General features: G+C 65.9%; 28 protein-coding genes. 16 read left to right on the top strand and 12 right to left on the bottom strand.

The genetic code is table 11. The features are described from left to right. The first annotated feature begins 89 nt into the window (after window positions 1-89). Together BMZ43_RS14970 and BMZ43_RS14965 are read left to right on the top strand one after the other, a co-directional pair. Entirely contained in the window at window positions 90-1,223 is a 1,134-nt protein-coding gene (locus BMZ43_RS14970; protein ID WP_093254694.1) for a GGDEF domain-containing protein, read from the top strand. Window positions 1,224-1,271: 48 nt separating this feature from the next. Then, window positions 1,272-1,736, top strand: a complete 465-nt coding sequence (locus BMZ43_RS14965) for a GNAT family N-acetyltransferase (RefSeq protein ID WP_093254690.1) — start codon at window positions 1,272-1,274, stop codon at window positions 1,734-1,736. A 65-nt stretch (window positions 1,737-1,801) separates the two neighbouring features. Here the strand turns inward: BMZ43_RS14965 and BMZ43_RS14960 are convergent, their stop codons facing one another. Further along, window positions 1,802-2,398, bottom strand: a complete 597-nt coding sequence (locus BMZ43_RS14960) for a hypothetical protein (RefSeq protein ID WP_093254685.1) — start codon at window positions 2,396-2,398, stop codon at window positions 1,802-1,804. Between the two features lie 218 nt (window positions 2,399-2,616). Next, complete coding sequence (locus tag BMZ43_RS14955) at window positions 2,617-3,492, bottom strand: LysR family transcriptional regulator (RefSeq protein ID WP_093254682.1); 876 nt, start codon at window positions 3,490-3,492, stop codon at window positions 2,617-2,619. Between the two features lie 152 nt (window positions 3,493-3,644). On the opposite strand from BMZ43_RS14955, the gene BMZ43_RS14950 reads away from it, so the two are divergent. After that, on the top strand, window positions 3,645-4,403 hold the full coding sequence (locus BMZ43_RS14950) for an SDR family NAD(P)-dependent oxidoreductase (protein WP_093254678.1): 759 nt from the start codon (window positions 3,645-3,647) through the stop codon (window positions 4,401-4,403). A gap of 139 nt (window positions 4,404-4,542) precedes the next feature. On the opposite strand, the gene BMZ43_RS14945 is transcribed toward BMZ43_RS14950, so the two are convergent. After that, window positions 4,543-5,286, bottom strand: coding sequence for a class I SAM-dependent DNA methyltransferase (locus BMZ43_RS14945; protein WP_093254674.1), 744 nt, complete (start codon window positions 5,284-5,286; stop codon window positions 4,543-4,545). A 98-nt stretch (window positions 5,287-5,384) separates the two neighbouring features. Here BMZ43_RS14945 and BMZ43_RS14940 point away from each other — a divergent pair, with 98 nt between their 5' ends. Further along, the gene (locus BMZ43_RS14940; protein ID WP_059226744.1) at window positions 5,385-5,852 is read left to right on the top strand and encodes an RNA methyltransferase; all 468 of its coding nucleotides are present in this window, start codon (window positions 5,385-5,387) and stop codon (window positions 5,850-5,852) included. A 149-nt stretch (window positions 5,853-6,001) separates the two neighbouring features. On the opposite strand, the gene BMZ43_RS14935 is transcribed toward BMZ43_RS14940, so the two are convergent. Beyond that, complete coding sequence (locus tag BMZ43_RS14935) at window positions 6,002-6,832, bottom strand: IclR family transcriptional regulator (RefSeq protein WP_093254671.1); 831 nt, start codon at window positions 6,830-6,832, stop codon at window positions 6,002-6,004. Window positions 6,833-7,071: 239 nt separating this feature from the next. Between BMZ43_RS14935 and BMZ43_RS14930 the strand changes: the two genes are divergently transcribed. The 8 genes from BMZ43_RS14930 to BMZ43_RS14895 all read left to right on the top strand — a co-directional run bounded on the left by BMZ43_RS14930 (window position 7,072) and on the right by BMZ43_RS14895 (window position 14,024). Beyond that, window positions 7,072-8,091, top strand: coding sequence for an ABC transporter ATP-binding protein (locus BMZ43_RS14930; RefSeq protein WP_093254668.1), 1,020 nt, complete (start codon window positions 7,072-7,074; stop codon window positions 8,089-8,091). Next, the gene (locus BMZ43_RS14925) at window positions 8,088-8,954 is read left to right on the top strand and encodes an ABC transporter permease (RefSeq protein WP_093254666.1); all 867 of its coding nucleotides are present in this window, start codon (window positions 8,088-8,090) and stop codon (window positions 8,952-8,954) included. The genes BMZ43_RS14930 and BMZ43_RS14925 overlap by 4 nt, the downstream gene beginning before the upstream one ends. 4 nt (window positions 8,955-8,958) lie before the next feature. Further along, window positions 8,959-9,753 (top strand): ABC transporter permease, encoded by a 795-nt coding sequence (locus BMZ43_RS14920; RefSeq protein ID WP_059315655.1) that lies wholly within the window; start codon window positions 8,959-8,961, stop codon window positions 9,751-9,753. 17 nt (window positions 9,754-9,770) lie between these two features. Beyond that, entirely contained in the window at window positions 9,771-10,061 is a 291-nt protein-coding gene (locus BMZ43_RS14915; RefSeq protein WP_093254889.1) for a (2Fe-2S)-binding protein, read from the top strand. Next, window positions 10,058-11,422: an FAD/NAD(P)-dependent oxidoreductase gene (locus BMZ43_RS14910; protein ID WP_256562941.1), complete on the top strand. Its 1,365-nt coding sequence runs from the start codon at window positions 10,058-10,060 to the stop codon at window positions 11,420-11,422. The genes BMZ43_RS14915 and BMZ43_RS14910 overlap by 4 nt, the downstream gene beginning before the upstream one ends. Further along, complete coding sequence (locus BMZ43_RS14905) at window positions 11,419-12,555, top strand: NAD(P)/FAD-dependent oxidoreductase (protein ID WP_093254664.1); 1,137 nt, start codon at window positions 11,419-11,421, stop codon at window positions 12,553-12,555. Before BMZ43_RS14910 ends, BMZ43_RS14905 begins: the two co-directional genes overlap by 4 nt. After that, entirely contained in the window at window positions 12,546-13,574 is a 1,029-nt protein-coding gene (locus BMZ43_RS14900) for an ABC transporter substrate-binding protein (protein ID WP_093254661.1), read from the top strand. Before BMZ43_RS14905 ends, BMZ43_RS14900 begins: the two co-directional genes overlap by 10 nt. A gap of 102 nt (window positions 13,575-13,676) precedes the next feature. Then, a complete protein-coding gene (locus BMZ43_RS14895) occupies window positions 13,677-14,024 on the top strand; it encodes a cupin domain-containing protein (protein ID WP_007160512.1) in 348 nt (115 codons plus the stop codon). A 39-nt stretch (window positions 14,025-14,063) separates the two neighbouring features. Here BMZ43_RS14895 and BMZ43_RS14890 read toward each other — a convergent pair whose 3' ends face one another. Both BMZ43_RS14890 and BMZ43_RS14885 read right to left on the bottom strand, forming a co-directional pair. Continuing rightward, window positions 14,064-14,687 (bottom strand): glutathione S-transferase family protein, encoded by a 624-nt coding sequence (locus tag BMZ43_RS14890; protein ID WP_093254658.1) that lies wholly within the window; start codon window positions 14,685-14,687, stop codon window positions 14,064-14,066. Next, window positions 14,681-15,313 carry a DJ-1/PfpI family protein gene (locus tag BMZ43_RS14885; protein WP_093254655.1) on the bottom strand — a complete coding sequence of 211 codons (633 nt, stop codon included), beginning with the start codon at window positions 15,311-15,313 and terminating at the stop codon, window positions 14,681-14,683. The genes BMZ43_RS14890 and BMZ43_RS14885 overlap by 7 nt, the downstream gene beginning before the upstream one ends. Before the next feature lie 245 nt (window positions 15,314-15,558). Between BMZ43_RS14885 and BMZ43_RS14880 the strand changes: the two genes are divergently transcribed. Continuing rightward, window positions 15,559-16,575, top strand: a complete 1,017-nt coding sequence (locus BMZ43_RS14880; protein WP_017641952.1) for a GGDEF domain-containing protein — start codon at window positions 15,559-15,561, stop codon at window positions 16,573-16,575. 6 nt (window positions 16,576-16,581) lie between these two features. Here BMZ43_RS14880 and BMZ43_RS14875 read toward each other — a convergent pair whose 3' ends face one another. From BMZ43_RS14875 to BMZ43_RS14865, 3 genes are all read right to left on the bottom strand, one after another. Further along, the gene (locus BMZ43_RS14875; RefSeq protein ID WP_093254652.1) at window positions 16,582-16,980 is read right to left on the bottom strand and encodes a septal ring lytic transglycosylase RlpA family protein; all 399 of its coding nucleotides are present in this window, start codon (window positions 16,978-16,980) and stop codon (window positions 16,582-16,584) included. A 144-nt stretch (window positions 16,981-17,124) separates the two neighbouring features. Then, window positions 17,125-17,751: a PAQR family membrane homeostasis protein TrhA gene (locus tag BMZ43_RS14870; RefSeq protein ID WP_093254650.1), complete on the bottom strand. Its 627-nt coding sequence runs from the start codon at window positions 17,749-17,751 to the stop codon at window positions 17,125-17,127. Between the two features lie 29 nt (window positions 17,752-17,780). Continuing rightward, entirely contained in the window at window positions 17,781-19,142 is a 1,362-nt protein-coding gene (locus BMZ43_RS14865; RefSeq protein ID WP_026083945.1) for a cation:proton antiporter, read from the bottom strand. 181 nt (window positions 19,143-19,323) lie between these two features. Between BMZ43_RS14865 and BMZ43_RS14860 the strand changes: the two genes are divergently transcribed. Beyond that, on the top strand, window positions 19,324-21,717 hold the full coding sequence (locus tag BMZ43_RS14860) for a DEAD/DEAH box helicase (protein ID WP_093254647.1): 2,394 nt from the start codon (window positions 19,324-19,326) through the stop codon (window positions 21,715-21,717). 193 nt (window positions 21,718-21,910) lie between these two features. Here BMZ43_RS14860 and BMZ43_RS14855 read toward each other — a convergent pair whose 3' ends face one another. Together BMZ43_RS14855 and BMZ43_RS14850 are read right to left on the bottom strand one after the other, a co-directional pair. After that, window positions 21,911-22,378: a DUF4442 domain-containing protein gene (locus BMZ43_RS14855; protein WP_093254644.1), complete on the bottom strand. Its 468-nt coding sequence runs from the start codon at window positions 22,376-22,378 to the stop codon at window positions 21,911-21,913. A gap of 157 nt (window positions 22,379-22,535) precedes the next feature. Next, entirely contained in the window at window positions 22,536-23,726 is a 1,191-nt protein-coding gene (locus BMZ43_RS14850) for a sugar transporter (RefSeq protein WP_017641946.1), read from the bottom strand. Between the two features lie 417 nt (window positions 23,727-24,143). On the opposite strand from BMZ43_RS14850, the gene BMZ43_RS14845 reads away from it, so the two are divergent. Further along, window positions 24,144-24,479, top strand: coding sequence for a CopM family metallochaperone (locus tag BMZ43_RS14845; RefSeq protein ID WP_017641945.1), 336 nt, complete (start codon window positions 24,144-24,146; stop codon window positions 24,477-24,479). 61 nt (window positions 24,480-24,540) lie between these two features. Further along, entirely contained in the window at window positions 24,541-24,921 is a 381-nt protein-coding gene (locus BMZ43_RS14840; RefSeq protein ID WP_026083944.1) for a VOC family protein, read from the top strand. Here BMZ43_RS14840 and BMZ43_RS14835 read toward each other — a convergent pair. Beyond that, window positions 24,918-25,766 carry a CAP domain-containing protein gene (locus BMZ43_RS14835; RefSeq protein ID WP_064307473.1) on the bottom strand — a complete coding sequence of 283 codons (849 nt, stop codon included), beginning with the start codon at window positions 25,764-25,766 and terminating at the stop codon, window positions 24,918-24,920. The genes BMZ43_RS14840 and BMZ43_RS14835 overlap by 4 nt on opposite strands. Window positions 25,767-25,903: the final 137 nt, after the last annotated feature.

Genomic DNA, 25,903 nt, shown 5'->3' with positions numbered 1-25,903 from the left:
CGATAAGACTGCGGTGCGGCTCCGCTTTGGCGGGTGCTCGTCCCAGGCAGGGAGCACCCTTCTCGTATCCAGACAGGTCCGATTCGCCCATGGCACTCGATGCCCCCACCATGCTGACCCTCACCATCGCCCTGGCGGCTGCCGCGGCGGGCTATCTGGCCATCGAGTGGCGGTCGGTGCGCGAGTCGGCGCTGCTGTACTGGAGCACGGGTTTCGCCCTGATTTGCGTGGGTAGCACCCTGGCGCTGTTGCGTAGTCAGGGGCTGCTGCTGGTGGGCATCTGGTTCGCCAATGGGCTGCTGATCTTCGTGCATGGCCTCTTTCTACTCGGCGTGGCGCGCTTCACCGGACGCCGTCTGAGTTTGGGCTGGTGGGCCATCGCCGCCCTCTGGCTGGGGTTGCTGCTGCTGCCCAACGAGCCCTGGTGGTCCAAGGTGATGCTGGTGGTGCAGTCTTTCCTGATCGGCGTCCTGGCGATACGGGCGAGCCTGCTGCTGCGGCGCCGCAATGCCGGAGAGCGGCAGCTGCGCGCGGTGCTGCTGATCCATGGCCTCTTCTACCTGATCAAGATGATCCCGCCGCTCACCCCCGGCACCCTGATCGATCTGGCGGTCTATCGCGGCGCCATCATCCAGGTCTCCCTGGTGGAGGGGGTGATGGCGGTGATGCTGATCGCCCTGTCGATGACCGGCACGGTGCGCTATCGCCGCGAGCAGCATATCGAGCGCCTTGCCGGCAGCGATCCCCTGACCGGCCTCTATAACCGCCGAGCGCTGGAAGCCGAGGCGCCGCGACTGTTCGGCCAGGCGACACCGGCTCGACCCGGCGCCCTGCTGCTGATCGATCTGGACAACTTCAAGCTGGTGAACGACCTCCATGGCCATGCGGCCGGTGACGGCCTGCTGATCGCCTTGAGCGACCTGCTGCGCACCTCCCTGCCCCGCCAGGCGCTGGCCGCCCGGCTGGGGGGCGATGAATTCGTGGTGTTGCTGGGTGAAGCAGCTGATGCGGATGTCGTACGCCTGGCAGACACCCTGCGCCAGCGCTTCAACCAGCTGGCAGCGCAGCGCCTGCGGACGCCCGAGCCCGTCACCCTGAGCATCGGCGCCGTGCTGTTCGATCAACCGCCGGAAAGCCTCGCGGCCCTGCTGGAACGCGGGGACGGTGCCCTCTACGCCGCCAAGCGCGGCGGACGGGATGGATTGCGGATGAGCCTGGGATAAGGCCGCGCTAATGACTTAGGCTTGGGGGATAGCCTGACCGGAGCCACCATGCCCATCGCCTTCGAATCTCCCAACCAACCCGAGGTGATCGCCCTGATCGCCGAACTGGATGCCTATCAGGACGGCCTCTATCCGCCCGAGAGTCGTCATGCCCTGGATCTGACGTCGCTCATGCAGCCGAACGTGCTGTTCCTGGTCGCCCGCGATGACAGCGGCAGTGCCCTGGGCTGTGGGGCCATGGTGCTGCATGAGGGCTATGGCGAGATCAAGCGGATGTATGTGAGCCCCAGGGGTCGCGGGCATGGGCTGGGTGGTCGCCTGCTGGCGGAACTGGAGCGTGAAGCGGTAACGCGCGGGTGTGAGTTGGCGCGACTGGAAACGGGGCCCTATCAGCCGGAGGCTTTGGCCCTGTACGCGGCAGCGGGTTACGAACGACGCGGGCCTTTTGGTAGGTATCTGGATGATCCGTTGAGTGTATTCATGGAGAAGGGATTGGTGACGATGAAGCCGTAAGGAAGACATTAATCAGTGAGAGTGGAAAAGGCTAACGCCGTTTTCCACATTATTGGATCTAGAGGCTAGATTTTCATTTTCTTTTTAATCAAAACTAGCCGCTTATAATTTCGAAAATCCTGACTCACACCGTAGGCCAAAAAGATTGAGACAATCAAAATAAAAGCCCCTACAGCGTCAGCCAATAAACTTCCTGACTGATGAAGTACAACCATGACAACACCACCATAAAAGATAATTGCAACACCAAAAAGTAATGTGAACCAAGCCATCAACCTATAGATAAACTTTATCTTGATCAAAAACACCCCATCCTTAAAAAAAAGGTATGGGCTTATCAATTTAAAATCTGAAATCCTAATAAGCCCTGTATTATGCAGCCTAATCAACTCAGACCTAAAAGCAGGTGAAATATCCAGCCCACAAATGACTTTAAAAATGCTCGCCTCTTCCAAAGAATCAAGAAGTCGATTTATTTCCTGGCGAGATTCAATACCACCTGAGAACTTTCTCAAATCCCCAACTAGATGCAACCACTTTAAAGCAAAATTCCTCCTATAAAAACCTATCAACTGTCCACACACTTTTATAGAGACCGAAATCAAAAAGAGAAAAAGAAAAATAGCGGCGTAGATTTCGTGAGATTCCAATAACTTAAACATCACCAATACCTTTTCGCAAAAGAAGTTTTAAAAATATCAAAAAAGAACAAAGCCGATGACTTAAAATTCGGATATTCATATACAGAAAACAAATAAAATACTCTTCACCCCTCAAGAAATCAGCCGTCACGGTTGAGACAATGCGAAGCCTTTCAAGACGGAAGTCCTAAGGGAGTGCTTTGATAGCCTGAATGGAAAGGCCTGTGCCGTTTTCCACGCTACGGGGTGAACTCCGCTAGCAGGAATTCCACGAAGCTTCTCACCGTCACCGAGCGCCATCTTGTCTGGGGATAGAGCGCGGTCAGGGGGCGGGTGAGTTCCTGGCCCTGGAAGAGGCGGACCAGATTGCTGGCGGCGACGTCATCCTGCAGCAGAAAGGCCGGCTGCAGGATGACGCCGAGGCCCTGCAGGGCGGCCAGGCGCAGGGCGGGGCCGTTGGCGAGGTGCAGGCGACCGGGTGGCAGCGGGCCGAAAGTGGTGCCGGTCTGGGTGCGCCATTGGCTCAGGGCGCGAGGGTCCATGCCGAGGCAGTCGTGGGTCTCCAGATCGGCCAGTCGCTCGGGCGTGCCGCGCTGGGCGAGATAGCCGGGCGCGGCGCAGCACCACATCTCATAGGGCGCCAGGGGTCGCGCCACCAGGGAGGAATCGGCCAGTTCGCCGATGCGGATGGCGATGTCGATGCCCTCCTCAACCAGGTCCTGGACGCGGTCGCTCAGCACCAGATCAAGGGTGACCTGGGGATGCCGCGCCAGATAGTCGCCCAGCCGTGGCGTGAGGCCGTAGGTACCGAAGGACACCGGCGCCGAGACGCGCAGGATGCCGGCGGGCGCCAGGCGCTGGGTTTCGGCCTGGCGGTCGGTGTCGGCGACCAGGGCGAGGATTTCACGGCAGCGGGCGTAGTAGCCCTCGCCGAAGGCGGTCAGGCGCTGGCGCCGGGTGGTGCGTACCAGCAATTGCAGACCCAGGCGCTTCTCCAGACCGCGCAAGTGATTGCCGGCCATGGTCGGCAAGATGCCCTGGGCCTGGGCCGCAGCGGCCAGGCTGCCACGCTCCACCACGGCGACGAACACCTGCATGCTGTCGAGCAGATCCATTCAACACTCCTGTTAAGGAATCCCTACACTTAGGTGGCGTTTATCTCATTTGGGTGATGGGTGAGGCTAGTGGTGTGGGTGAGGTTGCGAAGTGTTGGGCTTCGCTGCGCTCAGCCCAACCTACGAAAATCCTCACCCCTGGAGAATCGATCATGGATCTGCAACTGCACGACCGGACTGCCTTGGTTACTGGTGCCAGCATGGGCATAGGCACGGGCATAGCCCGCGTCCTGGCGGCCGAAGGCGTTCGGCTGGCGATCACCGCACGGCGGCGGGACGCCCTGGAGGCCCTGACCGAGGAGATCGTGGCGGCGGGTCATGCCCGGCCGCTGGCGATCGCGGCGGATATCACCGATGCCGAGGACGTCCAGCGTCTGGCGCGGGAAGCGGGGGAAGGGCTGGGCCGGGTGGACATCCTGGTCAACAACGCCGGCGGCACAAGACCGCTTTCGGTGACGGCGGACGATGCGGCTTGGGACGAAGCCTGGAATCTCAACTTCACCGCGACCCGCCGCCTGACCCAGGCGCTGCTGGGCGGAATGCGCGAAAGGCGCTGGGGACGCATCGTCAATTTCAGCGGCAGCATGGAGCCGCGGGACCTGAACGGCGCCGGGGCGGCCAAGGCGGCGATCCAGTTCTGGTCCAAGGGGCTGGCGAGCCAACTGGCGGCCGAGGGCATCACCGTCAACACCATCGCGCCGGGGCGGATCAATTCCGAGCAGATCCTGCAACGGCTGCACCCGACACCCGAGGCGCGCCAGGCCTTCATCGCTCGCCACATTCCCATCGGTTACTTCGGCGAGCCGGAAGACGTGGGTCATGCAGTGGCCTTTCTCGCCTCACCGCTGGCGCGCTACCTCACCGGTGATGTCATCGCGGTGGATGGCGGGATGCACGCCCATGCCCACTAAGACTCTGTACAAAGTCTGCTGCGCGTCGGCCAAACTTCGTTGAAAAGGCCTTCGGAATGCTCATTTACCACTCGTAAACTCCGCTTCCTCAGGCATTTTCGCCTTGTTTGGCTCTAGCTCGCGAGACTTTGAACAGACTCTAGCGCCTGACGCAGACGAACAGCGCATTGCCCGCCTCGCCGGCCCAGGGCTCGATGCGCTGATAGTCGTGCTCCAGCACCTGGACGTCGAACTGCGGCATCAGCAGGGCCAGCAGTTCGGGGAAGTCCACCGCCACCATGGGGTGTTCGTCCTGCCAGGTCTGCTGCTGGCCGGCGTGGCGGCGTTCGATGCGCAGGCGGAGTTGCTGGTGTTCGCCCTCACCCGGGTAGTGCCAGGCGGAGGCGAAGCTGAAGTGGCCATCGGCCCGTTCGACGCTGTGGCCGACGCTGGAGGCATTGTCGATACGGCGCTTGTCGACGGCGTTGAAGCAGAACAGGCCGCCCGGGGTCAGGGCCGCCCGGACCTGCATCAGGCAAGCCTGGAGCCGTGCAAGGCTGCCGCTGTAGTGCAGGGAGTAGAGAAAGCAGGTGATCAGATCGACCGGCTGCTCCAGCTCGAAGGCGCACATGTCCTGGCAGGAGAAGTCCGCCTCCGGGCAACGCAGCGCAGCCTGGGCCAGCATCGGCGGATTGAGGTCCAGCCCGCTGCTCTGGAAGCCGGCATCGAGAAAATGCCGCACATGGGGGCCGGTGCCGCAGGCGAGATCCAGGTGACGGCTGCCGCCGTTGCCGAACAGCCGCTGCAGGCGCAGCACCGCCTGGCTCTGGGCCCGGTAGTCGATGTCGGCGCAAAGCAGGTCGTAGTAGGCCGACAGGTCGGTGTAGAGGGCGGTGGCGGACATCGCAGGGGCTCGGGGCTGGAGACGCGGGCGCGCATCTTAGTCGGTTTCTGCAACCTTCGACGCCTTATACTGGCGGTTTTCCCGAGAGTCCTCCTGACGTGAGCAACAAGAGATACGCCTGCATCGGCCTGAGCAACCCCAAGTCGCCGTCCAACGTCGGGTCCATCATGAGGGCGGCGGGTTGCTATGGGGTGGCCTCGGTGTTCTATACCGGCACCCGCTACGACCGCGCCAAGGACTTCGTCACCGATACCAAGAAGGTCCACCAGGACATCCCGCTGATCAACATCGATGACCTGCGCCGCATCCTGCCGCTGGGATGCGTGCCGGTGGCGGTGGAGCTAGTCGACGGCGCCCGGCCGCTGCCCGAATACACCCATCCCGATCGCGCGCTCTATCTGTTCGGCTCGGAGGACGGTTCGTTGAGCCAGGAGCTGCGCGACTGGTGCGAGGACGTGGTGTACATCCCCACCCAGGGCTGCATGAATCTGGCGGCCACGGTCAATGTGGTGCTCTATGACCGGCTGGCGAAGGGGAATAACACCCGCTCCGGTCCGCTCTTCTAAGAGCCTATTCAAAGCCTGCTGCGCGTCGGCCAAACGGCGTTGAAAATGGCTTCGGAATGCTCATTTACCATTCGTAAACTCCGCTTCCTCAGCCATTTCCGCCTTGTTTGTCTCTAGCTCGCGAGACTTTGAACAGGCTCTAACCCCTTTCAGCCAAACCCCTGGGTCGGCCGGCGCAATACCGGATCGAAGGGGTTGATGCGCGCGGCAATCACCCCAGCTTCGCGCCTGAGCAGCTCGATCACCGTGGGCAGGCGCTGGGCGTTGAGGCGTTCGCTCAGGGTGCCCACGCTCAGGGCCGCCACCGCCCGGCCGTTGCGGTCGAGGATGGGGACGGCGAGGCCCGCCATGCCGGCCAGCACCCCGGTGTTGCGCGCGGCGTAGCCCTGCTGGCGGACGTTGTCGATCTCGGCGCGCAGCAGCACCTCGTCGTAATGATGGGCGTCGCGCAGCCGCGGCAGGTTGTAGCGGATCACCTCTTCGCGTTCTTCCTCGGGCAGGAAGGCCAGGATCGCCAGGGCGCCCTGGCCGCCGCCCAGAGGCACGCGACCGCCGATGTCGCCGGTGAAGGTGCGGATCGGATAGGGTCCTTCGCTGCGGTCCAGGCACATGGCGTCGAAGCCGCTACGCGCCAGCAGGAACAGTGAGTCGCCCAGGGACGCCGACAGCCGCAGCAGACTCGGCCGCGCCAGGTCGCGCAGGTTGCCGACCTGGCCAGCGCGAGCCGCCAGGGCGAAGAAGTCCAGGCTCAGCCGGTATCTCTTGCTGCGGGCGCACTGCTCGACCATGCCCTCCTCCACCAGGCCACGCAGCAGCCGGTGGGTGGTGGGTTGCGACAGGCCCACGCGCTCGGCCAGACGGGTAACCTTTTCCCCCTCGGGATCACCCTCACCCAGGGCGCGCACCACGGCGAACACCCGGCTGATGGCGCCAACGCCTACTTCACCTGCCGCCGCCTTTCTTTCACTGGAATCTTCCATCTGCAGCGCTCCAAAATATTTCACTGAGTGAATAAATTTGAAAAAAGGGTTCATCCAGTGAAAAACCTGCTTGTCCGGCATCCTAGGTCGCCCTTACCTTCAGGTCCATAGGGCGATACTCACAATCACCGGACGCCGCCAGTCGAGCGAGCGCCAACGTCCCAGATCCAGGCTGTCTTTCGCCCTGCCCACACCTTGCCCACCTTCCCCGTGGGCGCGACCGGAGGAGCATTGCGGCCATGGCTTTCCTGACTCTCGACAACCTCAGCAAGCGCTACGGCGACAGCTACGCGGTGGCCGGTTCGACCCTGGCCATCGAGCGCGGCGAATTCGTCTCCCTGCTCGGCCCTTCCGGCTGCGGCAAGACCACCACCCTGCAGATGATCGCCGGCTTCGTCGACGTCAGCAGCGGGCGCATCCTGCTCGACGGCCAGGACATCACCCACGCCAAGCCGGCCAGTCGCGGCCTCGGGGTGGTCTTTCAGAGCTATGCGCTGTTTCCCCACATGACGGTGCGCGACAACGTTGCCTTCGGCCTGCGCATGCGCAAGGTGGCGGGCGCCGAACTGGCGCGGCGCGTCGAGGAGGCCCTGGGCCTGGTGCATCTGGGTCAGCATGCCGAGCGCTATCCCCGCGAACTTTCCGGTGGCCAGCGCCAGCGGGTGGCCCTGGCCCGAGCGCTGGTGATAGCACCGCCGGTGCTGCTGCTGGACGAACCGCTGTCCAACCTGGACGCCCATCTGCGCGAGGAGATGCAGTTCGAGATCCGCCGCATCCAGCGCGAGGTGGGCATCACCACCCTGATGGTGACCCACGACCAGTCCGAGGCGCTGTCCATCAGCGACCGGGTGGTGGTGATGGAGGCCGGGTGCATCACCCAGGTGGATGCGCCCTATCGCCTCTACGAACATCCGCGCAACAGATTCATCTCCGATTTCGTCGGCAAGGCCAACTTGCTGCCCGGCAGCCTGGATGCCCAGGGTCGGCCGCAGATCGCCGCCGGCGGCGCCCTGGCGATCTCGCTGCGGCCGGAAAAGATCGAGTTGCGCCCCGCCGGTGAGGGACGTCTGCAAGGGCGGGTGCTGACCCGTTTCTTCCTCGGCAGCCAGTGGCTGTATCGGCTGGAGACGGCGCTGGGCGAGATGTCGGTGCTGCGCAGCAACGATGGGCTGCCGCCGCTGGACGAGGGCCAGCGCGTCGGGCTGCACTGGGACGACGGTCTGCTGCGCCGACTGGAAGCCGCGGAGGCCGCCGCATGAGCACCCTGCTGCGCGGCACCGGTCGCGCCTATATGCTCAGCGCCCCGGCCCTGGTGCTGTTCGCCGGACTGCTGCTGGCGCCCCTGGCGCTGACCCTGGCGCTGTCCTTCAACGTCTTCGACTACGAGACCGGGATCAAGGAAGGCAGCTACACCCTGGCCCACTACTTGAGCCTGCTGGGCGATCCCTACTTCTACGAGATCTTCCTGCGCACCTTCTGGATCAGCGCCCTGGTCACCCTGCTCTGCGTGCTGATTGGGGTACCGGAGGCCATCGTCCTCAGTCGCATGGGCGCGCCCTGGCGCTCGATCTTCCTGATCCTGGTGCTGACGCCGCTGTTGATCTCGGTGGTCGTGCGCGCCTTTGGCTGGAGTCTGCTGCTGGGCGCCGATGGACTGGTCAACCAGGCCATCGTGGCCCTGGGCGGGCGGCCGCTGAAGCTGCTCTACACCCCCTTCGCGGTGATCGTCGGCCTGGTCCACGTGATGCTGCCGTTCATGATCATCCCGGTGTGGACCTCGCTGCAGAAACTCGATCCCGCCGCCGAACAGGCCGCGCTGTCCCTGGGCGCCAGTCACCTGACGGTGCTGCGGCGCATCGTGCTGCCTCAGGTGATGCCCGGGGTGCTGTCGGGAACGCTGATCGTCTTCGGCCTGGCCGCCAGCTCCTTCGCCATCCCCGGCCTGCTGGGCGGACGCCGGCTGAAGATGGTCGCCACCCTGATCTACGACCAGTACCTGGCAGAACTCAACTGGCCGATGGGCGCCACCCTGGCGGTGGCCCTGCTGCTGCTCAACCTGCTGGTGATGCTGGGCTGGAATCGCCTGGTGGAACGCCGCTACAAACGTGCCCTGGGAGTCTGACCGCATGACCCGCAACGGCCCGCTCGGGCTCGCCTTCCATACCCTGGTGATGGTCTTCATGCTGGCGCCGCTGGTGGTGGTCTGCCTGGTAGCCTTCACCCCGGAGAACACCCTCAGCCTGCCCACCTCCGGCTTCTCGCTGCGCTGGTTCGCCGCCGTGTTCGAGCGGGCGGATTTCCTTACCGCCTTCTACAACAGCCTGCAGCTGGCGGCGCTGTCAGCCACCCTGGCGACGCTGGTGGCGGTGCCGGCCGGGCTGGCCATCACCCGCTACCGCTTTCCCGGCCAGGGCTTTCTCAACGGCCTGTTCCTCTCGCCGATCATCATCCCGCACCTGGTGCTGGGCGTGGCCATGCTGCGGCTGTTCGCACTGCTGGGGGTGAATGGCAGTTTCAGCTGGCTGGTGCTGGCCCACGTGGTGGTGATCACCCCCTATGTGCTGCGCCTGGTGATCGCCGCCGCCATCGGCATCGACCGCAGCGCCGAGCAGGCCGCCGAGAGCCTGGGCGCCAGTCGCACCACGCTGTTCTGCCGCATCACCCTGCCGATGATCCTGCCCGGGGTGGCCGGCGGTTGGCTGCTGGCCTTCATCAACAGCTTCGACGAGGTGACCCTGTCGATCTTCGTCACCTCGCCGGCGACCCAGACCCTGCCGGTGCGGATGTACGTCTACGCCACCGAATCCATCGACCCCATGATGGCGGCGGTGTCGGCGCTGGTGATTGCCCTGACCGCGGCCACCATGATCCTGCTCGACCGTATCTACGGCCTGGATCGCGTGCTGGTGGGCAAACAATGAACAGCCGAGACCCCTCCATGGCACTGCTCAAGCGGGTGGCCGAAGGCGACCGCCCGACCCTGGCCTTCACCCTCGACGGCCAACCGGCCGAGGGCCTGGAGGGCGATACCCTGCTCACCGCCATCCTCACCCAGAGCGATCACCTGCGCGGCAGCGACTTCGGCGGCGAACCCCGCGCCGGTTTCTGCCTGATGGGCGCCTGCCAGGACTGCTGGGTGCGCCTGGCCGATGGCCACCGGGTGCGCGCCTGCGCCACCTTTCTCGAAGCGGGCCAGGCGATCAGTCGCGATCCGGGGCGGCCGCTGTGAGCGCCGTGGTGGTGGTGGTGGGCGCCGGGCCGGCGGGCATCCGTGCGGCCCAGACCCTGGTCGCCCATGGTCTTGAGCCGGTGCTGCTGGACGAAAGCGCCCGTGGCGGTGGCCAGATCTATCGCCAGCAACCGGGCAATTTCCGGCGCCCGCTCAAGGCGCTCTATGGCTTCGAAGCCGGCAAGGCCCAGGCGCTGCACGGTGCTTTGACCGAGATGCAGAAGGCGCTGGACTATCGGCCCGACACCCTTGTGTGGAATGCCGAGCACAGCGCTCTGGATACCCTGAGCCAGGGCCGCTACGTCGATCGCCTGGCCTTCGACCAGGTGATCGTCGCCACCGGTGCCACCGACCGCATCCTGCCGGTGCCGGGTTGGACCCTGCCGGGTGTCTACAGCCTGGGCGCCTCCCAGGTGGCGCTCAAGTTCCAGGGCTGCGCCATCGGCAGCCGACCGGTGCTGGCCGGTACCGGCCCGTTGCTCTATCTGGTCGCCTATCAATACGCCAAGGCCGGGGCCAAGCCGCTGGCGGTGCTGGACAGCGCGCCCTTCCGCGACCAGGCCGCGGCTACCCCGGCGCTGCTCGGTCAACCGGCCACCTTCGCCAAGGGGCTCTATTACCGCAGCTGGTTGGCGCTGCACAGCGTGCCCGTGCACCAGGGCGCTGAACTCCTTGCCGTCGAAGGCGAACGCCGTGTGGAGGCCGTTCGCTGGCGCGCTGCCGATGGTGAAGCGCACCGACTGGCGTGCGACGCCCTGGGTTTCGGCCAGACGCTGCGCAGCGAGACCCAGCTGGCCGATCTACTGGGCTGCGAGTTCGCCTGGAATCCGCTCAATCGCGCCTGGCTACCGGTGCGGGACAACGGCGGCCGCAGTAGCCAGGCCGGGGTCTACCTCGCCGGCGACGGCGCCGCTATCCAGGGTGCCGATGCCGCCGAACTGGCCGGCGAACTGGCCGCCCTGAGCCTGCTGGCTGATCGCGGCCTGGCGGTGGACGCGACGCGGGTCGACGCCTTGCAAGCACGCCTGACCCGCTTCGAGGTCTTTCGCCAGGGCCTGGAGCGCGCCTTCCCCTTCCCCGCGGACTGGGCCGCCAAGGCGCCGGATGACTTGATGGTGTGCCGCTGCGAACAGGTCAGCGCCGGCGAGATCCGCGCTGCGGTAGATCAGGGGCATTGGGAGATCAACAGGGTCAAGGCCACCTGCCGGGTCGGCATGGGCCGCTGCCAGGGCCGCCTCTGCGGCGCGGCGGCGGCCGAGCTGATCGCCTGCGCCAGTGGTCGGCCGCTGGACCAGATCGGCCGGTTGCGCGCCCAGGCGCCAATCAAGCCGCTGCCCTTTGGCGTGGAGCTGGCGCCATGAGCCGGCTGGACGTGGATGTGCTGATCATCGGCGGCGGCATCGTCGGCAGCAGCGCGGCGCTGTTCCTGGCCCAGGGCGGCCAGCGCGTCGCCCTGCTGGAGCGCAACTTCTGCGGCGCCCAGGCCAGTGGCGTCAACTACGGCGGGGTGCGCCGCCAGGGCCGGCCGCTGGTGCAATTGCCGCTGTCCAGCCGTGCCCATGAGATCTGGGGCGGTCTGCAGGACCTGCTGGGTACCGATGGCGAATACCTCAGATCCGGCCATCTCAAGCTGGCCCGCAGCGAGACCGACTTCGCCTCCCTGCAGGCCTATGCCCAGGCCAGCCAAGGCTTCGACCTCGATCTGCAACTGCTCGACCGCGGCGAATTGCGCCGCCGCTTTCCCTGGGTCGGCAACATCGCCGTGGGTGCCTCCTTCTGCCCGGAGGACGGCCACGCCAATCCACGCCTGGTCTCGCCGGCCTTCGCCCAGGCGGCTGCCCGCGCGGGCGCCCGAATCCTCGAACGGACCGCCGTGACCGCGGTCGAGCACGACGGCCAGCGCTTCCAGCTCCGCACCGACAGCGGCCTGACCTTGAGCGCGCCCTGGCTGCTGAATTGCGCGGGCGCCTGGGCAGCGGAGCTGGCCGCCCGCTTCGGCGAGCCGGTGCCCCTCACCGCGGCCCATCCGGCCATGCTGGTGACCGAACCGCTGCCGCCCTTCATGACCGCCAGTACCGGCGTGGAAGGCGGCGGCATCTATGCCCGCCAGGTGGCACGGGGCAATTGCGTGCTGGGCGGGGGGCGCGGCTTCGCCCTCGACGCCGACCGCGCCCGCCCCGGCCAGTTGGCCATCCTCGATATCCTGAGAAACGCCGCCGAACTCTATCCGGCCCTCACCGGCGCCCAGGCCATCCGCACCTGGAGCGGCGTCGAGGGCTATCTGCCGGATCACCAGCCGGTGCTCGGCCCCAGTCTTACCACCCCCGGCCTGCTGCACGGCTTCGGCTTTGCCGGCGCAGGCTTCCAGATCGGGCCGGCGGCGGGTGAAGCCCTGGCCGAGTGCATCCTGCAGGGCGCGCCCCGGCACAGCCTGCAGGCCTTTTCTATCGCCCGTTTCCCTTCCCAGCCCAGGAGTTCGCAATCATGCGCCTGACCCCCGCCCTGCTCGTGGCCCTCGCCGGCCTGCCCCTGGCCGCCGTGGCCGAACCGACGCTCTATCTCGGCATGAACGGCGGCACCATGGAGCGCCTCTATGCCGACAGCGTGCTGCCTGCTTTCGAGAAGGCACACAACGTCAAGGTGGTGATCGTGCCCGGCACCTCGGCGGACATCCTCGCCAAGGTCCAGGCCAGTCCGCAGAAGCCGCCGATCCACGTGATGTTTCTCGACGACGGCATCATGTACCGCGCCATCGGCATGAATCTGTGCAGCCCGCTCAAGCCCAGCGCGAGCCTGGCGCAGATTCCCGACAAGGCCAAGATCAAGGACCAGGCGGCCGCCGTCAGCCTGGGCGTGACCGGTCTGGCCTACAACAGCCGGCTGTTCAAGGAAAAAGGCTGGGCGGCGCCGACCTCCTGGGCGGATCTGGCCGATCCCAAATACAAGGGCAAGGTGGTGTTCCAGTCGCTGTCCTCGTCCACCTTCGGGCTGCACGGCTTCCTGATGTTCAACCGCCTCCAGGGCGGCACCGAGCAGGACGTCGCCCCCGGCTTCAAGGCCTGGCCCACCACCGTCGGCCCCAATGTGCTGGAGTACATCCCCAGTTCGGCCAAGCTCTCGGAGATGGTGCAGACCGACGAGGCGGCGCTGTTCCCGCTCACGCCCACCCAGGTCACCGCGCTCAAGCTCAAGGGCATCCCGGTGGAATACGCGCCGCCCAAGGAAGGCGCCGTGGTGCTCAACGTCGCCGAATGCGTGACCGCCAACAACGACCAGCCGGAGCTGGCCCAGCAACTGGCTGAGTACCTGCTGACCCCCGAGGCCCAGGCCCCGGCGCTGGAACTGGGCGACCAGATTCCGTCCAACCCCAATACCCCCACCACCGACAAGACCCGCGGCCAGGTGGAGGCCATGCAGAACTACCTGAAGACCGCCGTGACCATCGACTGGGACGAGGTCAACAAGGTAAGGCCGCAGTGGAACGCCCGCTGGAATCGGCAGGTGGAGCGCTAGCCGGCCGAATAGCGCAAATACGCTGGTCGGTGTCGACCCTGGACAACTCCGGTTCGGGGCGACCCCTCACCCTTGGCGGCTTCCATCACCAGGAGAGCCGCCATGGCCAACCCGCCCATCACCGTTCTGCGCGACACCCAACCCCTGCCCGTGGTCGATGCCTGCAAGTGGGAGCGCATCGAGGGTGAGCCCCATACCGTCAACCTCAATGCCTACACCTCCGATGACGGCAGCAAGATCATGGGCACCTGGATCTGCACCCCCGGCAAGTGGCGCGTCGACTACGTGAAGTGGGAGTACTGCCACTTCCAGGAGGGCTACTGCATCATCACCCCCGATGGCCAGGAACCCATCCACCTCAAGGCCGGCGACATCTTCGTCGTCGAACCCGGCATGAAGGGCACCTGGGAAGTGGTCGAGACGGTGCGCAAGTATTTCGTCTTCGCCTGACGTGCGAGCGGCGCCTGCCGGCGCTGCCCGGCGGGCTGCTCAGGGCGTGGCATCACTGGCATAGCAGGCCCAGGCCGGTCGCGTGGCCAGGCGCGCAAGATAGGCCTCGATGGCTGGTGCCGCGATCCGCTTCATGGGGGTGCTGCGCCAGCGGTGCAGCGACAGCCCCAGGGCGATGTCGGCCAGGCTGAAGCGCTCGCCGACCACATAGGGGCCGTGCTGCGCCAGGTGCGCCTCCAGAATGGCGATACGCCCGTTCCAGGTGGCGATGCCCTGCGCCAGGCGCTGCGGATCGGGCTGCGGTGGCTGTTGCTTCACCAGGGCCAGATAGGCGTAGCTCCAGGCCGGATTGAGTTCGCTGGCCTGCCAGTCCAGCCACTGATCGACCCGTGCCCGTGCCCGCGGTGTGGCGGGATACAACGCCTCGCCGCCCCGGGCGTTGGCCAGGTAGCGCAGGATGCTGTTGGATTCCCAGAGCACGAAGTCGCCGTCCAGCAAGACCGGGATCTGGCCATTGGGATTCCACTGCAGGTAGTCGGCGGACTGCGCCGAGCGAAAACCGGCGCCCCAGTCTTCACGCTCATAGCCCAGGCCCAGTTCATCGAGGCACCAAAGCACCTTGCGCACGTTGATCGAAGAGACGCGGCCAAGGACCTTCAGCATGCGCAGGCGACCTCCAGGGGTTCATGGTCGAGATAGGGCTCGATGTTGCCGAGCGCACGCGCCACATAGTCCTCCTTCTCACCCACCGGAGCTACATAGTGCAGCGCCTCGGCAGCTGCCTCGCGGCCCAGCAGCCGGGCGATGACCCAGGCCGCCAGGTAGCTGGAGGCCAGGCAGCCACCGGCGGTGGCCAGATTGCCGCGGGCGAAGAAGGGCTGTGCCAGTACCTCGATGCCGGCCTCCTGTACCCAGGGCTTGGTGGTGAGATCGGTGCAGCCGGGTACGCCGTCGAGCAGGCCGAGACGCGCCAGCAACAGGGTGCCGGAGCACTGGGCGCCGATCAGCTGGCGCACGGGATCGAGCACGGCAAGCTGCTCCAGCAGGACAGCATCCCGGGCGAGTTCACGCGTCCGGTTGCCGCTGCCCACCAGTACGGCGGTGCAGTCGGCCAGTTCGTCGAGGCCGGCCTGCCGCTCCAGACGGACGCCATTCATGGAGGTCACCCAGGGCGTGGGCGCCAGCAGCGACACCCGCCAGTCCGAACGCTTGATGCGATTGAGGATGCCCAGGGCGATCAGGGAGTCCAGTTCGTTGAAGCCGTCGAAGGTCAGGATGGCGAGGTGCATGGGGCTACCAGGTGCGCGGGGTGAGCCGAGAGTCTCGGTCTCATCCAGGCGAGTTGGCCAGATACAGTGCTGCGCCAGGCCAGCCATACAGTCAGGCCATTCGCCGGAAACCCTTCTAAACCGCGCCATAGCACCGCCGAGCCACTGGAAGAGATAGCACTTAGCCATTACAGTGGCGCACCTCTTGGCCGAAACGCCTGCCGATTTGCCATCGCCCATCGGCCTTACCCCGTTCCGAGATGTCGATGGACGACGATATTCGTTATGAACAGCATGTCCGGCGGGTGCTGCGCACCCCCCTGCAGGTATTGCAGCCTCTGATGCTGGCGCTGTGGCCGCTGAGTCTGTGGAGCAATCCGCTGATCGGCAGCCCCTACAAGCCGCGCTACTTCGCCGTGATGCTGCTGTTGCTGGCGATCAGCGCCCTGCTCAGCGTTGCACGCAGCGCGCGCATGATGAGTCTTACCTTTACCGGCAACATCTGGGCGCTCGCCCTCGCCTTTCGCATCCAGATCCAGGATGGCGGCGCCGTGGGCCACTACTGGAATCTGCCCATCGCCGTGATCATCGTCCTGGGCACCTGCGGCATGACCTATCGCCTCTCCCACTACCTGATCACCCTCGCCGGCGCCGCCTTCATCCTGTTCATCGGTCAGACCCAGCTGGTTCCCACCGCCATGCCAATACACCTGGTCTGGTTGCTGGCTAGTGCCACCCTGGCCATCGGCATCGCCTACAACCACGCCAACAGCCAATGGATGCGACGGACCTTCATTCTCAAGGAGCGCTATCGGATCCTGGCGGAAACCGACGAACTGACCGGGATCGCCAATCGCCGCAAGCTCCTGCAGCAGCTGGACGAGGCTCGCGGCGAGAGCGGGCAGACGCCTGCGCATTTCGTCATGCTCGATATCGACAACTTCAAGGAGATCAACGACCGGCACGGTCATCAGGTCGGCGATCAGGTACTGGTCGCCACGGCGCGGGAAATCGATCAGCTCGATCCGAGGCTGCAGGTCGGTCGCCTGGGTGGCGAGGAATTCGGCCTGCTGATCCGCGGCCTGGACGATGCGCGGGTGAGCCACCTGCTGGAAGTCCTGCGTAACCGCCTGGCCGCCGCCGCCCCTCTGGGCATCAGCTTCAGTGCCGGGGCGCTTCGGCTCGACCCGGAAGTTTCTCTCAACGAGCTGCTGCGGCGGGCGGACGAAGGTCTCTATCAGGCCAAACGCCAGGGCAAAGACCAGATGGTCTGGCCACACTGAGTGGCGTTAATCCAGCTTTTCCACCTTTACCGCGGTGGTGCCGTCGTCGACCATGTCCACCCGCCGCGCAGCGGCCCGTGAGAGGTCGATGATGCGACCCCGGATATAGGGTCCGCGGTCATTGATGCGTACCACCACGGCGCGATCGTTTTCCAGGTTGGTCACCTTGACCCGGGTGCCGAGCGGCAGGGTCTTGTGGGCGGCGACCAGTTCGTTGTTGTTGAAGGTCTCGCCACTGGCGGTTTCCCTGCCGTGGAACTTGCGCGCATAGAAGGACGCCTTGCCGCGCTGTTCGAAGCTGGCGTCCTTCTTGATCGGCGCCGCGACGGTCTTGGCGTCCTTTTCCTGGCAGGCGCTGCAGGCGAGCAACAAGAGCAATACAAGAAATCTGGGACGGCTGAACACGTTTCACCTTCCTCTTCTTCTTCGTTTTGGGGAAAGCAACGCACTGGGAATGGGTTCAGCTATCTGAGAACCAAACAGCCACCCAAGGGTTCGCCACCGATGGCCATAGGCCGCCATATCTGTGACGAACCCCTCAAGACCGCCCTAGGGCGCCGGCAGCACATACCTGAGGATGGCGACGAAGTGCAGGGCGCTGCCGGCCATGACGAAGCCGTGCCAGATGCCATGCCAATGACGGAAGCGATCGTCGAAGACGAAGAACAGAATGCCGACGGTGTAGAGCACCCCACCGGCCACCAGCCAGGCGAAGCCTTCACCGCCCAGGCGATCCAGCAGCGGCCCCACCGCCACCAGCACGATCCAGCCCATGACGGCGTAGATCACCAGCGACAGGATGCGTGCTTCCGAACGCGGCTTGAGTTCCTGCGCCATGCCGATCAGCGCCAGGCCCCAGACGATGCCGAACAGCGTCCAGCCCCAGGGCCCGCGCAGGGTCACCAGGCAGAACGGCGTGTAGCTGCCGGCGATGAGCAGATAGATCGACAGGTGATCGAGCTTTTGCAGCAGGCGTTTCGCCCGCCCCTTCACGCTGTGGTAGAGGGTCGAGACGCTGTAGAGGATCACCAGCGCCACCCCATAGATGGCCACGCTGACGATGCGCCAGGGATCCCCCTGCAGGCTGGCCAGCACCACCAGGGTGACGGCACCGGCCAGGGCCAGCAGGGCACCGATCAGATGGGTCCAGGCATTGAGACGTTCACCGTGATACATGCGTCCTCCGGTATGGGTCGCAAACGGGCTCAGGGTCTCGCCGAGCCCTCGCGACGGGCAGTGAGGCGCTCGTAGCGGTCGAGCAGCGGCTGGATGGAAATCCCGTGGACCGCGATGCTCAAGGCCACCACCGACAGGGTCAGGTCGACGATGGTCCCGGCCCAGTCGGCCGTGACGTGATGCGTGAGCGCGTAGCACAGATAATACAGGCTACCGATGCCGCGGATGCCGAACCAGCCGATCAGTGCCCCCTGCTGGCGATCGATGCGGGTGAAGGGCAGCATGGTCGCCACTCCCAGCGGGCGAATGACCACGAACAGCAAGGCGCCTAGGAGCAGCGCGCGGCTGTCCCAGTGGGTGATGAGCACCACGCCCAGCAGGGTCACCAGGAGCACCTCGAAGGAGCGTTCCACCAGGCTGCCGAAGGCCAGCATGTCGCCCATCATCACCCCGGCGGCCATGCGCGGCTCCTCGATGTCCTCCGCCTTGGCGACCGTGGCGTGCTCCGGTGCGCCGGTGAGATGCCCGATCACCGGCTGCGCCAGGTGCTCGGAAGGCGTTTCCGCATGCCCCGACGTCTGGACTTCCGCCTGGCGCAAACCCAGGCCGGCGGCGAACACCGCGAGAAAGCCGAAGGCGCCGATCTCGTCGGCCAGCACATAGGACAGGGCGATCAGTGCCAGGGCGAGGAAGTCGTTGGGCGAGATGGTGCTGTCGCCATGCCGGGTGCGTAGATAGATCATCAGCCGACCCACGCCCTTGCCCATGAAGTAGCCCAGCAGCAGCCCAGCCGGTACACCCCAGACCACGCTCTTGAGAAACCACTCCAGGGTCCAGTCCCATTGCAACTGACCATGTTGCAGTAACAACAGGCCGAGCAGGACGAAGGGAAAGGCGGTGCCGTCGTTGAGGCCTGCCTCGCCGGAGAGACCGAAGCGCACCCGGTCGAAATCCTGGGCGTGGTTGACCTGCACCAGCCCGGCCAGCACCGGATCGGTGGGCGCGAGGATGGCGCCGATCAGCAAGGCCACGCCCCAGGGCAGGCCGAGCAGGTAGTGAGCGACCAGGCAGACGCCGGCGATGCTGAGAATCATCACCGGCCCGGCCAGCAGATAGGCGCCGTGCCAGGAGGAACGATGGAAGGACAGCCGCAGCTTGAGGCCGCTGACGAACAGCGAAAAGAGCACCGCCACCTCGGTCAGGTGGCCGATCCAGGTCGCCGATTGCTGGAAGTTGACCTCGGCCAGCCCCAGGCCGATGGGACTGATGAGCATGCCAAAGGCCAGACAGACCACCGAGGTGGTGACCGGTAGCCAGCGCAAATAGGCGGAGGTCAGGGCGAGGATCATCAACAACGATCCCAATACCCCGACCCAGACGAGAAAAGTCATGTGGGTGGCGTGATCCAGAACAGGAGAGGAAGAGTGGGTGACGGACGCCACCCTCTTGATGGAGACTGCGCCAAGGCCTTGGCGGTGCCCCCTATCTGCCGAACGGCGCACCACGCGGTGACCCCGTGGCTCCGGCCAGGGTCCCATGTCCTAATAGTCCCCCTGGAAAGCCTCTTCTCGCATGAGCGATCACCGCCTCCGCAAGCAACGCCGCCTCGAACGCCTGCAACGCTTCCTCGACTGGGCCGGCCGCACCCATCCCGACTTCGTCGCCAGGCAACAGCATCAGGAACTCTGGTTCAAACCCTACTCGGGTTATCCCCTGCCGCACCTGGGCCGTATCGCCAAGGCCTTCTGGCTGGGTCTCGACGAGGCCGCGGCGGTGGGCGCCGGCAGTGCACCCGATCCCGACCGTCTGCTGGGCCAGGCACTGCTCAGTGCCAGCAAGACCTTCGGCTATCCGGTGGACGTCTTCGGCAGCGAAAAGCTCTTCACCGGCGGCGCGGCGGGCGAATTGCTCGAACCCCATTGGGCATTGAATCTGGCCGACAGCGACTCGGCCGAGACCTTTGCCGCGACGGTCGGCCAGCGCCTGGGCGATGCCGTGCGCGAGCGCCTCGGCGTCCTGGCGGCGCCCTTCGCCGAGATGGCCGAGGAGGATCGCCAGCGCGTGCTGGAGCGGGTACCCCAGGCGCTGATCCGCCTGGACGACTTCCTGCCGCGCGCGGTGGAGGTGCTCAACGAGACACGCCACGAATTGAGATTCAACGTGGTGCTGACCCACGAGGACATCCGCCTGGAGATCCCTCGGCGGCTGGCGGCCAACCAGGGGCGTCTGCTTGGCGACGCCGATGTGGCCGCGCTCAAGGCCGCCGCGGAGGGGGAATTGCGCGAGCGTTTCGCCGTGTTGGTGGGCGAAGCCGACATCCTGGACTTCGATCTGCACCAGCTCGGCACACCGCGCCTGCAGGAGCTGATGCGCCTGGAGAGCGACAAGCTGCGTCGCGCCCTGCGCCACGCCGTGCGCCAGCAGCGCGAGAAGATGGCCTTCGCCGTGCTGCTGGAAAACAATCCGCGCTTCGGCCAGTACCACCAGAACTATCCGGCCCGGCGCCTGACCCGCACCTGGACCGCGCTGCTTGGCCCCACCAACAGCGGCAAGACCCACAGGTCCATCGAGGCCATGGCGGCGGTGACCCACGCCATCTACCTGTCACCGCTGCGGCTGATGGCGCTGGAGAACCAGGAGCGCCTGGAATCCCTCGGTGTGCCTTGCTCCCTGGTCACCGGCGAGGAAGAGATCATCCGCCCGGGTGCCACCCATTTCTGCTGCACCGTCGAGGAATTTGCCCGCTTCCGACGCCAGCAATGGGAAGTGGTGGTGGTCGACGAGGTGCAGATGCTCGCCGATCCGCAACGCGGCTGGGCCTGGGTTGATGCCCTGGTCAGCGCCCACACCAAGCGCCTGCTGATGACCGGTCCGGCGCTGATCGAACCCTCGCTGCGCACCCTCTGCGAGCTGTGCGAGGACCGCCTTGAGATCAAGCCCACCAAGCGCCTGTCGCCGGTCACGGTGGCGCGCCACGCCACCACCCTGGAACGCCTGGAACCCGGGTCGCTGCTGGTGGCCTTCAGCCGGCGGCTGGTGCTGGAACTCAAGGGCCTGCTGGAGATGGCCGGCCGCCGGGTCTCGGTGGTCTATGGCGCCCTCTCGCCGGAGGTACGGCGGGAGCAGGCGCGGCGCTTCCGTGACGGCGAGACCGAGATCATGGTGGCTACCGATGCGGTGGGCATGGGCCTCAACCTGCCGGCCCATACCCTGTGCTTCTACACCGACGAGAAGTTCGACGGGGTGCAGAATCGCCCGCTACGGGTGCAGGAGGTCAAGCAGATCGGCGGCCGCGCCGGGCGCTTCGGCCATCATGCCGAAGGCGAGATCACCGCGCTGGAACCCCATGTGCTGCGCAACATCAAGCGGCTGTTCCACAGCCCGGACGATCCGGTAGACCTGCACCAATTCCAGGTGCGGCCGAGCCTGGAGCACCTGCGCGCCCTGTCCGACTTCATGGAAGAGCCCAGCCTGCTGCGCACCTGGCTGACCTTCAACCGCAACATCAACTATGGCGATGCCTTCGTCTCGGTGCTGCCCGAGGAACTGGCCGAGTGGATCAAGCTGATCGACCTGCCCGGCATCGATTTCCAGCTGCGCTGGATCTTCGCCTGCACGCCGATCCGCGGCGGCCTGGAAGGCCCGGCCAGCGGCCAGGCCCAGCGCTGGCTGCGCATGGTGGCCCGGGGCGAGCCGGTGGACCTGCCGCGCATCCCCCTGGGAACCGATCTCGCCGGCCTGGAAAGCGCTCTGCACGTGGTGGAAACCTATCTGCACCTGGCGCGCAGCCTGCCCGAACTGTTTCCCGCCCTGGAACGCGGCCAGGAGCATCGCGACCTGCTCAACGACGCCATCACCCGCGAGTTGTCGCGCCGCCGTCGGCCGCGGGGCCAGGAGAAGGGTCAGGGCAAGGGCGGCCGGCGCCAGGGGCGTGGGGAGCGCCGGGGTGGGCGCTTCGGGCGTTAGTTTCGTAGGTTGGCGCTGAGCGCAGCGAAGCCCAACGTGGACACCCCTACCCGCGATCACCTCTCCCCCTTTCCCGCCGGGAGAGGGGGCGGTTGGCCGCGGAGGGTGGATAACGGCGCGGCCTTCCACCGTCTTGCGTTGGGCTTGTCAGTAGAAAACGCTACGCGATTTTCACGCTACCGGCCGGCCGCTCTTACCGAGACGTCGCCACCGGCAGCCGCGCCTTGAAGCTCCAGGTGAAGAAGAATTCCGCCACCTGCTCGCCACTCTCGTCGGTGCCGACGCTGCGCAGTTGCAGCACCTGGGGCTCGCCCGTCTCCCGGGCCAGCCGCAGCGCCGCAGCGATGGCCTCGCCCTGGTCGCAGCGAAAGACGAGGGTGCCCACGGCCTTCTTGGTGAAGCGGGCGCTCATGGCCACCACCAGCATGGCGTAGCGACTACCGGAACGGCGGATGTGCCGGTCGGCGAGGATGCCGGTGGAAAATTCCGCCGCCATGCCCTCCACCGCCCAGAACATGCTCTTGAAGGGATTCTGGTTCAGCCAGCCATGGATGACCTGAATCTGGCAGCCGGCATCGTCCAGCTGGCGCAGGCGCAGGCCGGCGATCTTGGCGATGGGCACCTTGGTCCAGACGAAGAGATTGAACAGCAGTCGATTCATGGCGAGCGCATCCGGCAGCCTGGCCAAGGCGCCAGGAGCCCGCAGCTTAGCGCTTCGTCTCGGGCCGCTCCACGACTGACGGGCGCGGCCCGGTAGACAGTTCGCGACCCCTGGGTCGCGTACCCGGGGCGCCTCGTCGAGGAGGCGCCCGCAAGCCTTACAGCGGATTGGCGTTGAGTTGCTCGGCGTAGCGGCGGGTCATGAAGACCGCGAACAGCAGGCCGGCCACCGCCAGGCTGCCGCCGACCAGGCCGACGTAGGGCATGCCGACATGGGTCCCCACCACGCTGCCCAGCAGGGCGCCGCCGCCGATGCCGACGTTGTAGATGCCGGAGAACAGCGCCATGGCGACGTCCGTGGCGTCCTTGGCCAGGGCCAGCACCTTGGCTTGCAGCGCCAGGCCGAAACTCATGATGGCGATGCCCCAGACCACGCTCAGGCCCTCCAGCATGAAGCTCTTCCAGGCGAAGGGCAGCAGCAACAGCAGCGACAGGGCGATGCCGGCGATGGCCGCGACCAGAAAGCCATTGGGGAATCTCAGACTGTAGCGGCTGAACAGCAGCGAACCTATGACCCCGGAACCGCCGAACAGCAGCAGCAAGGCGGTGATCTGCATGCCGCCCATGTCCGCCACTTCCACGGCGAAGGGCTCGATATAGCTGTAGCCGGTGAAATGGGCGGTCACCACCAGGGTGGTGAGCAGGTAGATGCACAGCAGCGCGGGGCGCTTGAACAATACCGGCAGGCTGGCCAGGGAACCGGAATTCTCGCTGGGCAGCAGCGGCAGGTTGCGCGCCAGCCAGAGCACCGTGCCCACCGCCAGCGCCGCGATGGCGACGAAGGTGTAGCGCCAGCCCAACAATTCGCCCAGCACCCGGCCCAACGGGATGCCCAGCACCATGGCCAGGCAGGTACCGGTAGCCAGCAGGCCGAGCGCCTGGGTCTGCTTGCCGACCGGGGCGATGCGCACCGCCAGCGAGGCGGTGATCGACCAGAACACCGCATGGGAGAAGGCTATGCCGATGCGACTGGCCACCAGCACCTCGAAGCTCCAGGCCACCCCGGACAGGCCGTGGCAGGCGACGAACACCGCGAAGACGAACATCAGTAGCCGCCGTCGCTCGATGGAGCGCGTGGCGAGCATCATCGGCAGCGACATCAGGGCGACCACCCAGGCATAGATGGTCAGCATCAGCCCGACCTGCGAGGGACGCATGTCGAAGCTGCGACCGATGTCGCTGAGCAGCGCCACCGGGACAAATTCCGTGGTGTTGAAGATGAAGGCGGCCAGGGCCAGGGCGATGACACCGGACCAGCTGGGCTTCCGGGCTTCGGCGGTAGCATCCATGGGGGGTCTTCTACTCCAGAGCGAAGGGGTGGATAGCGACTTCCGGTCAGAAAGCCGACGACGAAAACCCACGAGCAAAGGCTTGGCCCGCCTGCGACGCCGGGTCGCGAGCGAGAAGTCTGCTGTAGGTAGAGATTGGAATTGGATGTAGTAAAAATTCTACGCTGCTGCGTCGGACCATCACAACCTCTCGCAGTTGCGCCCAGTGATGGCGATCGCCTGGTCGAAGCGGCCAACTGCCTGATCGGCGTCGCTTTTTCGCCCAGGGTTCAGCGCGCCGACCGCCTGGCGCTGCGACAAAACATCGCGAAACCTTTTACCCGGCGCCGGCTACCAGCGAAACGCGCCGGATGATTTGACCTTACCCCAGGGGCAAGCTCTAGCCTCGGCGTCATCAGCCCAGTCAGGAGTCCGAACATGCGTATTGTCCTTTCCTCCACCCTGCTCGCCCTCACCCTGCTGGCGGGCGGCGTCGCCCAGGCCGCCGAAACCCAGCACCAGAACCACCAGGACATGCAGAAGAGCATGGAGGCCATGCACCAGGGCATGGAAGAAGGCCTCAAGGCCAAGGACCCGGATCTGGCCTTCGCCAAGGGCATGCTGGCCCACCATGAGGGCGCCGTCGACATGGCCCGCTACCAGCTCCAGCACGGCAAGGACCCGGAGATGCGCACGCTGGCCGAGGACATCATCCAGGCCCAGCAGAAGGAGATCGATCAGCTCAATCGCTGGATCAAGGCCCACGCCAAGTGATGGTGCGCCGCGCCCGGGACTGGCACAGTGAAAGACCAGTCCGGTCGCGGAGACCGCCATGCTGATCGATCATCTGGATCATCTGGTCCTGACCACCACGGACCTCGCCGCCTGCGAGGATTTCTACACCCGGGTGCTGGGCATGCGCCTGGAGGTATTCGGTGCGGGGCGCAAGGCGCTGCGCTATGGCAACCAGAAGATCAATCTGCATGAGCGGGGGCACGAATTCGAACCCAAGGCGCACCTGCCGGTGCCGGGCGCCCTCGACCTCTGCTTTATCGCCCACCAGTCGCTGGACGCCGTGATCGCCCATCTCCAACGCGAAGGCTGGCCGATCCTGGAAGGCCCAGTGGCACGCACCGGCGCCACCGGACCGATCCGCTCGGTCTATGTCCGCGATCCCGATCTCAACCTCATCGAGATCGCCGAGTACCCGACCTAGCGCGGCCGGCCGAACACCTGGGTCCAGTAGAGACTGTGGGTGCTGCGCGGATTCAAGGCGTAGGCCGCCCCCATCTCGGTGAACTCCGGATTCATCAGGTTGGCGCAATGCCCCGGGCTGGCCAACCAGCCCTGCATGGCCTGAGCGACCGAACCGGCACCGGCAGCGATGTTCTCGCCGATCCGAGTCCAGCCGTAGCCCTGCTTGGCCACCCGCTCGGCAACGGTGCCGCCGCCGGGCGCCGTGTGGGAGAAGTAGTCGCGGCCGGCCATGTCCTGACTGTGGGCCAGGGCGGCATTGGCCAGGGCCGGATTCCAGCGCAGCGGCGCGGTGGCGGCGAAGCGCCGGGTACCGCAGGTGCGGGCCTGGGCCCGGGCGCGATTGACCTCGGCCAGGACGGCCTTGCCGGCCGTCTGCCAGTCGCCCAGTCCGGCGCTCACCACCGGGCGCGCCAGCACCAGCTGCCAGCGCGGTCCCTGCTGACTCACCCCGATCTGGGCATAGTCGTTGCTGGCCAGCGGCCGGCAGTACTGCTGGCGCAGCCCGGCCATGGCCGCCTGGGCGGTGGGCGCGCCCGCCAGCATGATCACCTGCACCGCCGACGCCTGGTAGCCCGCGGCGCGCAGATCGCTCTGCAGGCGATCCCGGCCGCTCAGCCGGACGGCGGCCAGGCGACTGTCGGCGGCAAGGGGCGCGGCGGCGCGCACGCCGGGGCAGCCCTGGGGCGCGGCGCGATAGGCGTTGATCAGACTGACCAGCCGTGCCTCCTCGGGCGTCGCCGCCAGGGCGACATCGGCCAGCAGGCCTGTGGTCAGCAGCAGGGAAAAGGCAAGAAGGCGAGGCATGGGCGGGCCGATCCGGAAAACAGGGAAGCGCTATTTACCCGCCCGGCACCCGGGGCGCAACCCAAACGGCTCGCCAGCCGAGGAACGGATGGCAGTTTGCTTGCAGGGGTGATTGGAGTAGGCTCGCCCGCTCATTC

Origin of the sequence: Pseudomonas sp. Snoq117.2 (assembly GCF_900110545.1) — a bacterium.
Taxonomy (GTDB): Bacteria; Pseudomonadota; Gammaproteobacteria; order Pseudomonadales; family Pseudomonadaceae; genus Chryseomonas; species Chryseomonas benzopyrenica.
This window is presented reverse-complemented; position numbering and strand designations above follow the sequence as displayed.

Excerpts from the sequence above, each read along its gene's own strand:
- BMZ43_RS14925 (WP_093254666.1), top strand. The coding sequence starts at position 8,088 with ATGAGCACCCTGCTGCGCGGCACCGGTCGCGCCTATATGCTCAGCGCC.
- BMZ43_RS14945 (WP_093254674.1), bottom strand. The coding sequence starts at position 5,286 with ATGTCCGCCACCGCCCTCTACACCGACCTGTCGGCCTACTACGACCTG.
- BMZ43_RS14960 (WP_093254685.1), bottom strand. The coding sequence starts at position 2,398 with ATGTTTAAGTTATTGGAATCTCACGAAATCTACGCCGCTATTTTTCTT.
- BMZ43_RS14930 (WP_093254668.1), top strand. The coding sequence starts at position 7,072 with ATGGCTTTCCTGACTCTCGACAACCTCAGCAAGCGCTACGGCGACAGC.
- BMZ43_RS14915 (WP_093254889.1), top strand. The coding sequence starts at position 9,771 with ATGGCACTGCTCAAGCGGGTGGCCGAAGGCGACCGCCCGACCCTGGCC.
- BMZ43_RS14935 (WP_093254671.1), bottom strand. The coding sequence starts at position 6,832 with ATGGAAGATTCCAGTGAAAGAAAGGCGGCGGCAGGTGAAGTAGGCGTT.
- BMZ43_RS14880 (WP_017641952.1), top strand. The coding sequence starts at position 15,559 with ATGGACGACGATATTCGTTATGAACAGCATGTCCGGCGGGTGCTGCGC.
- BMZ43_RS14865 (WP_026083945.1), bottom strand. The coding sequence starts at position 19,142 with ATGACTTTTCTCGTCTGGGTCGGGGTATTGGGATCGTTGTTGATGATC.
- BMZ43_RS14885 (WP_093254655.1), bottom strand. The coding sequence starts at position 15,313 with ATGCACCTCGCCATCCTGACCTTCGACGGCTTCAACGAACTGGACTCC.
- BMZ43_RS14845 (WP_017641945.1), top strand. The coding sequence starts at position 24,144 with ATGCGTATTGTCCTTTCCTCCACCCTGCTCGCCCTCACCCTGCTGGCG.
- BMZ43_RS14920 (WP_059315655.1), top strand. The coding sequence starts at position 8,959 with ATGACCCGCAACGGCCCGCTCGGGCTCGCCTTCCATACCCTGGTGATG.
- BMZ43_RS14970 (WP_093254694.1), top strand. The coding sequence starts at position 90 with ATGGCACTCGATGCCCCCACCATGCTGACCCTCACCATCGCCCTGGCG.
- BMZ43_RS14955 (WP_093254682.1), bottom strand. The coding sequence starts at position 3,492 with ATGGATCTGCTCGACAGCATGCAGGTGTTCGTCGCCGTGGTGGAGCGT.
- BMZ43_RS14905 (WP_093254664.1), top strand. The coding sequence starts at position 11,419 with ATGAGCCGGCTGGACGTGGATGTGCTGATCATCGGCGGCGGCATCGTC.
- BMZ43_RS14860 (WP_093254647.1), top strand. The coding sequence starts at position 19,324 with ATGAGCGATCACCGCCTCCGCAAGCAACGCCGCCTCGAACGCCTGCAA.
- BMZ43_RS14850 (WP_017641946.1), bottom strand. The coding sequence starts at position 23,726 with ATGGATGCTACCGCCGAAGCCCGGAAGCCCAGCTGGTCCGGTGTCATC.
- BMZ43_RS14855 (WP_093254644.1), bottom strand. The coding sequence starts at position 22,378 with ATGAATCGACTGCTGTTCAATCTCTTCGTCTGGACCAAGGTGCCCATC.
- BMZ43_RS14950 (WP_093254678.1), top strand. The coding sequence starts at position 3,645 with ATGGATCTGCAACTGCACGACCGGACTGCCTTGGTTACTGGTGCCAGC.
- BMZ43_RS14870 (WP_093254650.1), bottom strand. The coding sequence starts at position 17,751 with ATGTATCACGGTGAACGTCTCAATGCCTGGACCCATCTGATCGGTGCC.
- BMZ43_RS14895 (WP_007160512.1), top strand. The coding sequence starts at position 13,677 with ATGGCCAACCCGCCCATCACCGTTCTGCGCGACACCCAACCCCTGCCC.
- BMZ43_RS14965 (WP_093254690.1), top strand. The coding sequence starts at position 1,272 with ATGCCCATCGCCTTCGAATCTCCCAACCAACCCGAGGTGATCGCCCTG.
- BMZ43_RS14835 (WP_064307473.1), bottom strand. The coding sequence starts at position 25,766 with ATGCCTCGCCTTCTTGCCTTTTCCCTGCTGCTGACCACAGGCCTGCTG.
- BMZ43_RS14900 (WP_093254661.1), top strand. The coding sequence starts at position 12,546 with ATGCGCCTGACCCCCGCCCTGCTCGTGGCCCTCGCCGGCCTGCCCCTG.
- BMZ43_RS14890 (WP_093254658.1), bottom strand. The coding sequence starts at position 14,687 with ATGCTGAAGGTCCTTGGCCGCGTCTCTTCGATCAACGTGCGCAAGGTG.